This is a genomic window from Cellulosimicrobium marinum (assembly GCF_020551945.1).
GTDB classification, from domain to species: Bacteria; Actinomycetota; Actinomycetes; order Actinomycetales; family Cellulomonadaceae; genus Cellulosimicrobium; species Cellulosimicrobium marinum.
On the sequence record NZ_JAJBZH010000004.1, the window covers coordinates 451,076 to 463,794 of the forward strand.

General features: G+C 75.3%; 12 protein-coding genes. 5 read left to right on the plus strand and 7 right to left on the minus strand.

Annotated elements, in window-relative coordinates; translation table 11 throughout:
• The first annotated feature begins 94 nt into the window (after nt 1-94).
• On the plus strand, nt 95-3,163 hold the full coding sequence (gene secA / locus LGQ04_RS11815; protein ID WP_229243900.1) for a preprotein translocase subunit SecA: 3,069 nt from the start codon (nt 95-97) through the stop codon (nt 3,161-3,163).
• A gap of 30 nt (nt 3,164-3,193) precedes the next feature.
• Here secA and LGQ04_RS11820 read toward each other — a convergent pair whose 3' ends face one another.
• Together LGQ04_RS11820 and LGQ04_RS17795 are read right to left on the minus strand one after the other, a co-directional pair.
• Complete coding sequence (locus tag LGQ04_RS11820) at nt 3,194-3,814, minus strand: Rv3235 family protein (RefSeq protein WP_229243901.1); 621 nt, start codon at nt 3,812-3,814, stop codon at nt 3,194-3,196.
• A 29-nt stretch (nt 3,815-3,843) separates the two neighbouring features.
• The gene (locus LGQ04_RS17795; RefSeq protein WP_229243902.1) at nt 3,844-4,791 is read right to left on the minus strand and encodes a LysM peptidoglycan-binding domain-containing protein; all 948 of its coding nucleotides are present in this window, start codon (nt 4,789-4,791) and stop codon (nt 3,844-3,846) included.
• A gap of 171 nt (nt 4,792-4,962) precedes the next feature.
• Here LGQ04_RS17795 and LGQ04_RS11830 point away from each other — a divergent pair, with 171 nt between their 5' ends.
• Nucleotides 4,963-5,502 (plus strand): hypothetical protein, encoded by a 540-nt coding sequence (locus LGQ04_RS11830; protein WP_229243903.1) that lies wholly within the window; start codon nt 4,963-4,965, stop codon nt 5,500-5,502.
• Nucleotides 5,503-5,570: 68 nt separating this feature from the next.
• Here the strand turns inward: LGQ04_RS11830 and LGQ04_RS11835 are convergent, their stop codons facing one another.
• Complete coding sequence (locus tag LGQ04_RS11835; RefSeq protein ID WP_229243904.1) at nt 5,571-5,786, minus strand: helix-turn-helix transcriptional regulator; 216 nt, start codon at nt 5,784-5,786, stop codon at nt 5,571-5,573.
• A 140-nt stretch (nt 5,787-5,926) separates the two neighbouring features.
• On the opposite strand from LGQ04_RS11835, the gene LGQ04_RS11840 reads away from it, so the two are divergent.
• From LGQ04_RS11840 to LGQ04_RS11850, 3 genes are read left to right on the plus strand one after another with little or no spacing between them, the layout of a single operon-like run.
• Nucleotides 5,927-6,619 (plus strand): CpaB family protein, encoded by a 693-nt coding sequence (locus tag LGQ04_RS11840; RefSeq protein WP_229243905.1) that lies wholly within the window; start codon nt 5,927-5,929, stop codon nt 6,617-6,619.
• Nucleotides 6,616-7,992 carry a CpaE/TadZ family protein gene (locus LGQ04_RS11845; protein ID WP_229243906.1) on the plus strand — a complete coding sequence of 459 codons (1,377 nt, stop codon included), beginning with the start codon at nt 6,616-6,618 and terminating at the stop codon, nt 7,990-7,992. Before LGQ04_RS11840 ends, LGQ04_RS11845 begins: the two co-directional genes overlap by 4 nt.
• Nucleotides 7,993-7,996: 4 nt before the next feature.
• Nucleotides 7,997-8,530: a DUF6912 family protein gene (locus LGQ04_RS11850; protein WP_229243907.1), complete on the plus strand. Its 534-nt coding sequence runs from the start codon at nt 7,997-7,999 to the stop codon at nt 8,528-8,530.
• Nucleotides 8,531-8,554: 24 nt separating this feature from the next.
• Here LGQ04_RS11850 and hisN read toward each other — a convergent pair whose 3' ends face one another.
• The 4 genes from hisN to LGQ04_RS11870 form a co-directional block, all read right to left on the minus strand.
• Entirely contained in the window at nt 8,555-9,337 is a 783-nt protein-coding gene (hisN, locus tag LGQ04_RS11855; RefSeq protein ID WP_229243908.1) for a histidinol-phosphatase, read from the minus strand.
• A gap of 35 nt (nt 9,338-9,372) precedes the next feature.
• A complete protein-coding gene (gene rsgA, locus LGQ04_RS11860) occupies nt 9,373-10,422 on the minus strand; it encodes a ribosome small subunit-dependent GTPase A (protein ID WP_229243909.1) in 1,050 nt (349 codons plus the stop codon).
• Nucleotides 10,422-11,792: a 3-phosphoshikimate 1-carboxyvinyltransferase gene (gene aroA, locus LGQ04_RS11865; protein ID WP_229243910.1), complete on the minus strand. Its 1,371-nt coding sequence runs from the start codon at nt 11,790-11,792 to the stop codon at nt 10,422-10,424. Before aroA ends, rsgA begins: the two co-directional genes overlap by 1 nt.
• An 85-nt stretch (nt 11,793-11,877) precedes the next feature.
• Nucleotides 11,878-12,537, minus strand: a complete 660-nt coding sequence (locus tag LGQ04_RS11870) for a DoxX family membrane protein (protein WP_229243911.1) — start codon at nt 12,535-12,537, stop codon at nt 11,878-11,880.
• Nucleotides 12,538-12,719 lie beyond the last annotated feature (182 nt).

Sequence of the window (12,719 nt, forward strand, 5' to 3'; positions counted from 1 at the left end):
CGTTGCCGACGCCCGACCCGCGCGCCCGTGCGGTGAGGAGCGGCGGCCTTCCCGTGCCGCCCGGCACGGGACGCGATCGACTCGGGAGTCCTGCGTGCCTTCGATCCTCGACAAGGTTCTTCGCATCGGCGAGGGACGGATCCTCAAGAAGCTGTCCGGCCTGGCGGACCAGATCAACAAGCTGGAGCCCAGCTTCGAGGATCTCACCGACGAGGAGCTGCGCGAGGAGACGGACCGGTTCCGGTCCCGGCTCGCCGACGGCGCCACGCTCGACGAGATCCTGCCGGAGGCGTTCGCGACGGTCCGCGAGGCGGCGCGCCGCACGCTCGGGCAGCGGCACTTCGACGTGCAGCTCATGGGTGGTGCGGCCCTGCACCTGGGCAACATCGCCGAGATGAAGACCGGTGAGGGCAAGACGCTCGTCGCGACGACGGCGGCGTACCTCAACGCGCTCGAGGGCAAGGGCGTGCACGTCGTCACGGTCAACGACTACCTGGCGAAGTACCAGAGCGAGCTCATGGGCCGTGTCTACCGCTTCCTCGGCCTGACGACCGGCGTGATCCTCTCCGGCCAGACGCCCGCGCAGCGCCGCGAGGAGTACGCCGCGGACATCACCTACGGCACGAACAACGAGTTCGGCTTCGACTACCTGCGCGACAACATGGCGTGGTCCACCGACGACCTCGTCCAGCGCGGCCACAACTTCGCCATCGTCGACGAGGTCGACTCGATCCTCATCGACGAGGCGCGCACGCCGCTCATCATCTCGGGCCCGGCGTCCGGCGACGCGAACCGCTGGTACGGCGAGTTCGCGAAGGTGGTCCGCCGCCTCAACGCGGGCGACGACTACGAGGTCGACGAGAAGAAGCGCACCGTGGGCGTCCTGGAGCCGGGGATCGCGAAGATCGAGGACTACCTCGGCATCGACAACCTCTACGAGTCGCTGAACACGCCGCTCATCGGGTTCCTCAACAACGCCATCAAGGCGAAGGAGCTCTTCAAGCGCGACAAGGACTACGTCGTGCTCAACGGCGAGGTCATGATCGTCGACGAGCACACGGGCCGCATCCTGCCCGGCCGCCGGTACAACGAGGGCATGCACCAGGCCATCGAGGCCAAGGAGGGCGTGCAGATCAAGGCGGAGAACCAGACGCTCGCCACGATCACGCTCCAGAACTACTTCCGCCTCTACTCCAAGCTCGGCGGCATGACGGGTACGGCCGACACGGAGGCCGCGGAGTTCCAGGGCACGTACAAGCTCGGCGTCGTCCCGATCCCGACGAACCGCCCGATGCAGCGCCTCGACCAGCCCGACCTCGTCTACAAGAACGAGGACGGGAAGTTCGACGCCGTCGTGGCGGACATCGTGGAGCGGCACGCGAAGGGCCAGCCGGTGCTCGTGGGCACGACGAGCGTCGAGAAGTCCGAGCTGCTGTCCGCGAAGCTGAAGAAGCAGGGGGTCCCGCACGAGGTCCTCAACGCGAAGCAGCACGAGCGCGAGGCCGCGATCGTCGCGCAGGCGGGCCGCAAGGGCGCCGTGACGGTCGCGACGAACATGGCCGGCCGCGGGACGGACATCATGCTGGGCGGCAACGCCGAGTTCATGGCCGTCGCGGACCTCGCCGCGCGCGGCCTGGACGCCGCGGAGAACGCGGAGGAGTACGAGGCCGCGTGGCCCGACGCGCTGGAGAAGGCGAAGTCGGCGGTCGCCGCCGAGCACGACGAGGTCTCCGAGCTCGGGGGCCTGTACGTCCTCGGCACGGAGCGGCACGAGTCGCGCCGCATCGACAACCAGCTGCGCGGTCGTTCCGGCCGTCAGGGCGACCCGGGCGAGTCGCGGTTCTACCTGTCGATGCAGGACGACCTCATGCGCCTGTTCAACTCCGGTCTGGCCGAGTCGATGATGAACCGTGCCGGGTTCCCCGACGACGTCCCGCTCGAGTCGAAGATGGTGACGCGCGGCATCGCGAGCGCGCAGGGCCAGGTCGAGTCCCGCAACTTCGAGATCCGCAAGAACGTCCTCAAGTACGACGACGTCCTCTCGCGCCAGCGCACCGTCATCTACGACGAGCGTCGCCGCGTCCTGGAGGGCGAGGACCTGCACGAGCAGGTGCAGCACTTCCTCACGGACGTGGTCACGGCCTACGTCGAGGGTGCGACGGCGGAGGGCAACCCGGAGCAGTGGGACCTCGACGCGCTGTGGACGGCGATCAAGGCCGTCTACCCGATCTCGATCGAGATCGACGAGGTCGTGGACCAGGCCGGCGGGGTGACGCGCCTGTCGCAGGAGCTCCTGCTGGAGGAGATCCTGTCCGACGCGCGCATCGCGTACGAGAACCGTGAGGAGCAGCTCGGCTCGGCGAACATGCGCCAGCTCGAGCGCCGCGTGACGCTGTCCGTCCTGGACCGCAAGTGGCGCGAGCACCTGTACGAGATGGACTACCTCAAGGAGGGCATCGGCCTGCGCGCCATGGCGCAGCGCGACCCGCTCGTGGAGTACCAGCGCGAGGGGTACCAGCTCTTCCAGGCGATGACGGAGGCCATCAAGGAGGAGACCGTCGGCTTCCTCTTCAACCTCGAGGTGAAGGTCGCCGAGCCGGGCGACGCGGGCCAGCCCGCCGTGATCGACGCCGCGCAGGCCGCCCAGGTGGCGCAGTCGGCCGCGGGTCAGGCGCTCGGCGGTGCGGCCGGTGCGGCGTCCGCCGGTGCCGCGGCCGGTCTGGCTGCCGCGGCGGCCCGGTCGGCGCAGGCCGCGCCGTCCGGGAGCGCGACGGGCACGTCCGACGCGGACGTCGAGGACGAGCCCGTGGTGGGCGAGACCGTCGAGAAGTCCTCGGTCGCCGAGCCGCCGGTCCAGGCCGCTGCCGCGGAGTCGGCCCCGGTCGCGGCCCCCGCGCCGGACCGTGCGGGCACGCTCATCGCCAAGGGGCTGGACGGTCCCGACCGCCAGGTGCCGCTGTCGTACAGCGCGCCGAGCGAGGACGGCACCGGTGCGACGGTCGTGAGCGGCGAGGGCAGCCGTCGGGCCCGCCGCGCGCTGCACGGCGAGGCGTCGGCCGTCGAGAGCGACGGCCGGACCTTCCCCGGTACGCCGCGCAACGCCCAGTGCCCCTGCGGTTCCGGCAAGAAGTACAAGGTGTGCCACGGCCAGAACGAGGAGTGAGTCGGGCGTGAGCGGTACCCGCGAGCGAGGTCACCCGATCTCGAGCGCGACGACCCGCCACGTCCCACGCCGTTCCTCGACACGGGCGGCGGCGGCGCGCACCCGGCCGCTGCCGTCGTCGACGACCACCGTCGCCTCCGCCGCGCCCGCCCCGATCCGCATCACGCGGGCGCGGCGGACGGTGACGGGGCGGATCGCGGTCGGGGTACCGCCCGGGGTGTCGAGCTCGAGGCGGGCGCGGCGCGCGATCGCGTCGTAGATCTCGGGGGTCACCCACCGGGCCAGCTGCTGGACGGTGCGCTCCCCGCGGGTCACCTCGATGGCGGCGCGCACCACCGCGCAGCACAGGGCCGTCGGGTCGGACAGCGGGAGGGGCGCCGTCGGGACGACGGGGCGGCCCTGCGCGACGTGCCGGGGGACGCTCGCTCGCCCGTCCCGCACGTCGACGACCGGCGGGGTCGGCTCGCCGACGCACCGCAGGAGGCGTGCCGGCGCAGCGGCCGGGACCGTCGTCGACCGTGGTTCCGGTCGCGGCGTGGCCCGCGGGGCCGACCGAGGCGTGGCGGGCGACGTCCTCGACGCGGGCGCGGACGGTGGGGACGCGGCGGGTGCGGACGTGGACGGTGCGGTGCTGGTGGTGAGGGAAGACATCTGCGGCTCCTTCGCGCGTGCTCGGTCGGTCACGCGGTCGGCGGGACGAGGACCTGGCCTGGCCGGATGAGGTCCGGGTCGTCGCCGACGACGTCCTGGTTCGCGGCGTGCCACCGGGAGACCTCCGCCGCGACGTCGCCGACGGTGGCCCCCGGGCCGAGCTCGCGCTCGGCGATGGACCACAGCGTGTCCCCGCGGACCACGACCACCTCGCGAGTCGTGGTGCCGAGGTCGCGCGTGACGACGAGCGCGGCGTCGCGCTCGGCGGCTCCGAGGGCGTCGGCGGGTGGGAGAGCGGTCGTGCCGGTACGGGCCCCGGGGGTCGGCTCGTGCGCCGTCGTGCCCGTGGTCGAGGACGTCGCGTCCGCAGGCTCGGTGCCGTCCGCAGGTGCGGTGTCGGCCGCGGGGCCCGTGTCGGCTACGGGCCCCGTGTCGGCCGTGGGAGCGGACGGCGTGGTGCGCCATCCGAGGTCGACCGGCGCGGTCTCGTCGCCGGCCCCGTCCCCGGTCGCCGCGGAGTCGGTGGTGCGCCAGCCGAGGTCGACGACGGCGGGCCGGTCCGTGGCGGTGTCTGCGGCGTGCGCGGCGGTGCCGCCGAGCACGAGCCCGGCGCCGACGGTCATGCTCACCCCGACGCGGGCGGCGCGACGGACGACGGCGGGGGCGTGTCGTGCGACGAACCGCTCCCCGGCAGCCCAGCTCCGTCCTGCCGCACGCAGGCCGAGGCACCCGAGCGCGAGCGCGGCGCTCGCGGCGACCCAGGCGGCGGCGAGGGCACCCGCCGCGACGACGAGCAGCTCCACGGCGGTCTCGAACCGCGCACCCGACATGTGGGCGAGGAGGTGGACCGCACGCGCCCCGAGTGCCGAGGCTCCGGCCCCGAGGCCCAGGAGCAGGAGCAGCAGCGTTGCCCCCTGCCGTCGCATCGCGGGTCGCGCGGCTGTCCGCCGCCCCGTCGCGTCGTCGTGTCCTGCCACGTGTCCCCCTGTGCGGTCCGGCCTCTGCACGTATCGGTGTCTAGATCGTGTTTGATGGCGTTTGATGTCGCTAGAGCAATCTAAGCCAGACTTGGGGCGCCTTGTCCACAGCGCTCTCGCGATGTGGACGGCGCCACGAACACCGGGTGCCGCTCCCGCTACGGTGTGCGCGTGCGATGGGACGCGCTGTTCGAGGACCTCGCGGCGCAGCTCGTCGCCGCCGAGCGGGCCGAGCACGCCGACGCCGTCGCCGACCTGACCCGGGCCGAGCAGGCGACGACCACCCTCGTCGAGCGGTTTCGCGGCACGGCGACGACCGTCACGGTCGAGCTGCACGACGGCACCCGTGTCCACGGCTCGCCGCGCGACGCGGCCCGCGACTGGCTGCTCCTGGAGGACGGGCACCGGCAGCACCTCGTACCCACGACCGCCGTCGCGGCGGTCGCCGGCCTGGGGAGGTTCGCCCACCCCGCGCCGTCGGCGACCACCGGGCGTCTCGGGCTGGGACACGTGCTCCGCGGACTGATGCGGGACCGGCGACCGGTGCAGGTGCGCACGTCCACCGGGGCGTACTCCGGCTGGGTGGGCCGGGTCGGCAAGGACCACGTCGACCTGGAGGTCAGTCCCGGCGCCGTGCACGGCGCGCGGACCGTCCCCCACGCCGCACTGCTCTGCGTGAGCGACACCGGGACGGGCGCGATCGTCCGGTGACCGCAGGGCAGGGGGAGCAGGGGGAGGGTGGCCGCGGCGTGCCCGCAGGTCTGCGCGGGCGACGAGAGTCAGACCTCGAGCTCGCCCGCCTCGATGCGCTGACGCGTCTGCGCGTACAGGCGCTGGATGTACGCCTCCAGCTCGCTCGCCTCGACCCGCCACTGCCCCCGGCCGCCCACCTGGATCGCGGGGAGGTCACCCGAGCGGACGAGCGCGTACGCCTGGGCGGCGGAGATGTTGAGCTCCTCCGTGACGTCGGCGAGGGTGAGGAAGCGCTGAGCCATGCCGTCAGTGTGGCACGCCGCCCGCCCGTGCCTCCCCTTGTCCACAGCCCCTCCCGCGAGCGCGCCGACGCCGCGATCATGGTGGCCGAGGCATCCCGCCCGCGGCCCACGCACCCACCCGTCCCTCATGGAGGACCTCGATGACGACCACCACCGAACGACCCGCGGGCACGCACGCCCCCGTCGCGTCGCCCGCCGCCGCGCGGCTGCGGCGACCCACGTGGCGCGACCCCCGTCTCCTCGTCGGGGTGGTGCTCGTCGCGGCGTCGGTCGCCCTGGGGTCCTGGGCCGTGAGCAGCGCCCAGGCGGGGGAGGAGGTGTACGTCGCGTCCGGAGTCCTCACCGCGGGGGACACCCTGGACGCGGACGACCTGCAGGTGACCGAGGTGCGCCTCGGCGCCGGGTCCGCGGCGTACCTGCGGGTCGTGGACGGGCTGCCCGACGAGGCCGTCGTGCTGCGGACCGTGCAGCCCGGCGAGCTCGTCCCGACCGGAGCGCTCGGCACGGCCGACGACCTGGACGTGCGCGCCGTCGCCGTCCCGGTCACCGCGGGGCTCTCCGACCTGATCACGGCGGGTGCCGTCGTCGACCTGTGGCACGTCCCGCCCGCGGACCGCGAGGCGACCGAGGACCCTGCGGACGACGGAGGTGCGCCGCGCCCCCTCGTCGAGGGCGTCACCGTCGCCCAGCTCGGCGAGGAGTCCGGCACCTTCGTGACCGGCGGGCCCGTCACGGTCCACGTGCTCGTCGCGACGGACGACCTGCCCGCGGTCCTGGCGGCCGCCGGGGGCGAGGGGACCATCGCCGTCGTGCCCGTGGGCGGTGCCCGATGACCGGGGCGCTCGCGGTGGCGACGGTCCTGTGCGCCGTCCGGGGGGCGCGGGAGGTCGACGTGGTGACCCTGCTCGACGCCCCGGGGCTGCAGGTGACCCGCCGCTGCGCCGACGTGGTCGAGCTGCGGGCGGCCGCGGCGGCGGGTGCCGGGCGGGTCGTCGTCCTCTCGGCCGACCTCCCGGCGCTCGACCGCGAGACCGTCGCGGAGCTGCGCGGGCATGGGCTCGGCGTCGTGGCGCTCGCGGCACCGGGCACGTGGGAGGAGGAGCGGGTCCGCGCGCTCGGGGTGCAGATCGTCGTCGACCTCGCCGGCCCGCCCGGGGACCTGTGCGACGCGGTGCGCGTCGCCGCGTCCGGCGTGGAGCCGGGTGGTGGGGCGCCGTCCCCGGCGGCACCGGCCCGCGGTCCGGCCGGGACGGAGCCGGGACGACGGCGGACGGGGCGGCTGGTCGCGGTGTGGGGCCCGACCGGGGCACCCGGACGGACGACGCTCGCCGTCAACCTCGCCGCGGAGCTCGCCGGCCCGGCCGTGCCCGCGCGACGGGCACGGCGGGGCGCACGCGACCGTCGGGCGCTGGAGGTCGCCGTGCCCGCCACGGCCCCGACGGGCCCGCAGGCGGACGTGCTCCTCGTCGACGCGGACACCTACGGCGGCGCGGTCGCGCAGCACCTGGGGCTCCTCGACGAGTCGCCCGGCATCGCCGCCGCGGCGCGCAGCGCGTCCCAGGGCGCCCTGGACGCCGACGGGCTCGTCGCCCTCGCACCCACGGTCGTCCCCCGGCTCCAGGTCCTCACCGGGCTGACCCGCGCGGCGCGGTGGCCGGAGGTCGCCGGGGCGAGCCTCGACGCGGTGTGGGAGGTGGCCCGGACGGTCGCGGACTGGACGGTCGTCGACTGCGGGTTCGGCATCGAGCGCGACGAGCTGCTCTCCTACGACACCCGAGCCCCGCAGCGCAACGACGCCACCCTGTCGGCGCTCGCGGCCGCGGACGCGGTGGTCGTCGTGGGCGGTGCGGACCCGGTGTCGCTCCAGCGGCTGGTCCGTGCCCTCGACGCGCTGACGGAGTCGGGCCTCACGACAGGTGCCGTGCGGACCGTCGTCGTCAACCGGGTCCGGTCCGCCGTCGTCGGGCCGCGCCCGGAGCGCGCGGTGCGGGACGCGCTCGCCCGCTACGCGGGGGTGGAGGACCTGTGCGCGGTGCCGGAGGACCGCGCGGCGGACGTCGCGCTGCGCGAGGGGCGCACCCTGGTCGAGGTGGCACCGGCGGGTGCGGCGCGGCGGGCGGTCGCCGCGCTGGCCGCCCGCGTGCGCGACACCACCCCGGTGCCCGTGGGAGGTGGCGGCGCGAACCTCGTGCAGGCGGCACACTGAGGCCATGCGCATCTACCTGCCCGCCACCGTCGACGAGCTCGACGCCGCCACCCTCACCGCCGACGCGGCCCGCCTCTCGGTGGCGCCGCGCGGCGCGCACGCGGTCACCGCGGCGCTGGTCCGGTCGCTGCCCGACGAGGACCAGGAGGGCCTGGAGTACGCGGCCGCGCTGGAGGCCGCGGACGACTCCCTCGCCCTCGTGGCCTCCCGCCCGGACGCCCCGCGCCAGCGCCTCGTGATCACGCTCGAGGTGCCCGACGCCGCGGTGCAGGTCGTGGAGGTCGGGCCCGGCGGCGAGGACGACGACGCGCCCGCGGCCAGCGCCGTCGAGGTGATCCGGACCGTGCCCGACGTCGCGGTGGTCTGCGTGCACGTCGACGAGCCCGAGGCCGCGGCCGACGTCGAGGCGGTGCTCACGGCGGCCGACGGTGACGGCCCGGAGGCGGACGCCGCGCTCGACGCGGCGCTCGAGCGCGTCACGGAGCGCGACCTGCTCTGGTACGACTGGTCGGAGCTGGCGGACCTGCCCCGCGCCTGACCGGGGCGGGCGCCGGCCCGCTCGTCAGCCCAGGTGCTTCAGCACGTGCTCGTGCAGGTGCCCGTTCGTCGCGACGGCGTTGCCGCCCCAGGGGCCGTCGGCGCCGTCGAGCGACGTGAAGCGTCCGCCCGCCTCGGTGACGATGGGGACGAGCGCGGCCATGTCGTAGAGCTCGAGCTCGGGCTCGGCGGCGGCGTCCACGGCACCCTCGGCGACGAGCATGTACGACCAGAAGTCGCCGTACCCGCGCGTGCGCCACGCACCGCGCATCAGGTCGAGGAACGGGTCGAGCCGGCCGCGCTCCTCCCAGCCGTCGAGCGACGCGTACGACAACGAGGCGTCCTGCCACTGCGTGACCGCCGAGACCTGCAGCCGTGACGCCGCGGCGAGCGACTTGCCCGTCCAGGCCCCGGTGCCCTTCGCCGCCCACCAGCGGCGGCCGAGCGCCGGGGCGGACACGAGCCCGACGACGACCTCGTCGCCGTCGGCGAGCGCGATGAGCGTCGCCCACACCGGGACGCCGCGGACGAAGTTCTTCGTCCCGTCGATCGGGTCGACGATCCACCGCCGCGCGCCGTGCCCCGACTCGCCGTACTCCTCGCCGACGATCGCGTCGCGACCCCGGGCACGCCCGAGCTGGCCGCGGATGATCTCCTCCGCCGTGCGGTCGGCGTCGCTCACCGGCGTCGAGTCCGGCTTGGACTCCACGTGCAGGTCGAGCGCCTTGAAGCGTGCCATCGTGTGCGCGTCGACCTGGTCGGCGATCACGTGGGCGAGGCGCAGGTCGTCGTCGTAGGTCCGCGTCATGGGTGACACCGTAGCGGTGCCGTCGCCGTCGCCGGTCAGGCCGCGCCGGTACGGGACGCGAGCACGCGGCGGAACGACTCGACCCGTGCCGCACGCGCGGCGCGGGTGTCGTCGTCGGGTGCGGCGGCGACCCAGTCGTCGAGCGCGCAGTCGGGGGCGTCGTCGAGGTGGGTGCACCCGCGGGGGCAGTCCGTGGCGACGGCGTCGAGGTCCTCGAAGGCGTGCAGCAGGTGGTCCACCTCCACGTGCGCCAGGCCGAACGACCGCACGCCCGGGGTGTCGATGACCCACCCTCCGCCGGGCAGCCGCAGCGCGACCGCGGACGTCGACGTGTGCCTCCCGCGCCCGGTCACGTCGTTGACCACGCCCGTCGCGCGGCCGGCGTCCGGCACGAGCGCGTTGACGAGCGTCGACTTGCCCACCCCGGAGTGGCCGACGAACACCGACTCGCGCCCCGCGAGCGCGTCGCGCACCGCGTCGAGCGGCTCGATGGCCCACCCGCTCGCCGTGGACGGGTCCGCCACACGGTGCGTGACGACGACGGACACCCCGAGCGGCTCGTAGAGCGCACGCAGCGCGGCCGGGTCGGCGAGGTCCGCCTTGGTGAGGCACAGGAGCACGTCCATGCCGGCGTCGTACGCGGCGACCACGCACCGGTCGATCATGCGGGTGCGCGGCTCCGGCTCGGCCAGCGCCGTGACGACGACGAGCTGGTCGGCGTTGGCGACGATCACGCGCTCGTACGGGTCGGTGTCGTCGGCGGTCCGGCGCAGCACCGAGGAGCGTTCCTGGATGCGCACGATGCGCGCGAGGCTGCCGTCGTCACCGCTCACGTCGCCCACGAGGTCCACCCGGTCGCCGCAGACGACGCGGGTGCGGCCCAGCTCGCGGGCCTTCATCGCGACGACGCTCCGCTCGGCGTCGCCGTCCGCCTCGACGAGGAGCGTGTACCGACCGCGGTCCACACCCGTCACGAAGCCGGTCACGGCGTCCGCGTGCTCCGGCCGCTGCTTGGTGCGCGGGCGGCTGCCCCGCTTGGTGGGACGGGACCGGAAGTCGGACTCGTCCGGGACGCGGCGCGCCATCAGGGGGCCGCCGCCCCCGGGACCGCGCCCACCGGGCCCGCCGGACCGGTGCCGTCGCCGAGCATGCGCGCCCACATCCGGTCGAAGCCGGGCAGGGTCTTCGCGGTCGTGCCGACGTTCTCCACGACGACGCCGGGCACGCGCAGGCCGATCAGCGCCGCCGACGTGGCCATGCGGTGGTCGTGGTAGGTGCGGAACGTCGCCCCGTGCAGCGGGCGCGGGGTGATGACGAGGCCGTCGCGCGTCTCCTCGGCCTGCCCGCCGAGTCGCGTGATCTCCGTCGCGAGCGCCGCGAGGCGGTCGGTCTCGTGACCCCGCAGGTGCGCGATGCCGCGCAGCCGGCTGGGGGAGTCGGCCAGCGCCGCGAGCGCCGCGATCGTCGGCGCGAGCTCGCCCGCGGCGTGCAGGTCGACGTCGACCCCGCGGACCTCGCCCGTCCCCGACACGCTCATCACGCCGTCCTCGAGCGTCGCGCTCCCACCCATCGCCGTGAGGAGGTCGCCGAGCATCGCCCCCGGCTGGGTGGTCGACGCCGGCCAGCCCGGCACCCGCACCGTGCCGCCGGCGACGAGCGCGGCGGCGAGGAACGGCCCGGCGTTCGACAGGTCCGGCTCGACCTGGACGTCGCGCGCCGCGATCGGGCCCGGCTCCACACGCCAGATCGCCGGACGCGAGTCGTCGACACGGACCCCGACCTCACGCAGCACCTCCACCGTCATGTCGATGTGGGGCATGCTCGGCAGCGTCGTGCCGACGTGGCGCAGCGTGAGGCCCTGGTCGAACCGCGCCGCGGCGAGCAGGAGCCCCGACACGAACTGGCTGGACGCAGACGCGTCGACATCGACGGAGCCGCCCCGCACACCGCCCCGACCGCCGATCGTGAACGGGAGGGTCGTGGGCGCACTCGCGCCGTCGCCCGACACGGGCACCCCCAGCGCGCGCAGCGCCGACAGGACCGGACCCATCGGGCGCACGCGCGCGCCCTCGTCGCCGTCGAACCGCACCGGGCCGTCGGCCAGCGCCGCGACCGGCGGCAGGAACCGCATCACGGTGCCCGCCAACCCGCAGTCGACCTCCGCCGGGCCGCGCAGCGCGCCCGGCACGACCCGCAGCTCGCTCGGCGACGCCCCCTCCGCCACGTCGACCCCCAGGGCGCGCAGCGCGCCCGCCATCAGGTCGGCGTCCCGGCTGCGCAGCGCCCCGCGCAGCACCCCCGGCCCGTCCGCGAGCGCCGCGAGGACCAGCAGCCGGTTCGTCAGCGACTTCGACCCCGGCACCTCCACCGTCGCGTCCAGCGGTCCGTCCACCGTGGGCGCCGACCACCCCTCCGCGTCGGCGGGGGCAGGGACGGTGAGGTGCGCGTCGGTCATAGCCACCAGGCTAGTGGAGCGGCCGTGCCCGACGGCGGTCGCACCCACCGCGTGGACGCCCGCCCGCCGTCCGGGCAGGGTCCCGTCAGGACACCGCCCCGCGGACCGCGGACCCCGCGTCGTGCACCGCGTCCGACGTGAGGCTCGCCGCGTGCTCCGCGGCCTCGCGCGCCGCCTTCGCCGCGCGGCGGGCCGCACGCCCCGCCTCCGCCGAGGCGTGCTTCGCCGAGCCGGTCAGGTCCTTCGCCGCGCCCTTCGCGCTCTCCACCACCGCGTCCTGCTTCGCCTGCCGCGCGACCGCGAGGTCGTGGCGCGCCTTCTCGAGCCGCCACTGCACACCCGGGCGGCCCTCGTAGTCCGCACCCGCGATGAGCGCGGCACCGATCGCCCCGATGTTCGCCACGAACCGGCGCGTGCGCTCCGAGCGCGACGCGTCGCCCGGCGTGAACGGCTGGTTGACGACCGCGAGCGGCACCGTGAGCGCCGCCAGCGTGAGCGCGGCGGTCCGCGGTGCCTTGCCCACCGCGAGGAACAGTCCCGCCACCGCCGTCGCCGCACCGTGCGCGCGCACCAGCGCCGTCACCTGCGCGTCGCTCAGCGGCGCCTCGACCCCGGCACCCCGCTCGACCAGCTCCACCCCGCTGCGCGCCGCACGGACGTGCTCGGCGGGCTTGAGCACGGTCTGGACCCCGTCGTAGACGAACCAGGAGGCCAGCATCGGCCTCGCGACATGACGCAGCAGCATCAGGACTCCTTCGTGTAGCGGTCTGTCCCAGCCTGCCGCGCCACGAGGTCGTGCGCCACCTGCGGTGCGGGTCTTTTGGGTGTTCGGGGTTGCGGGGAGGCCGGGGTGCGGGGGCAGCGCGCGACCTTCCATCCGCCCGCTCGTCCCTCGCGGGCTCCCGCCAGACCCACCACGGTCGCGCG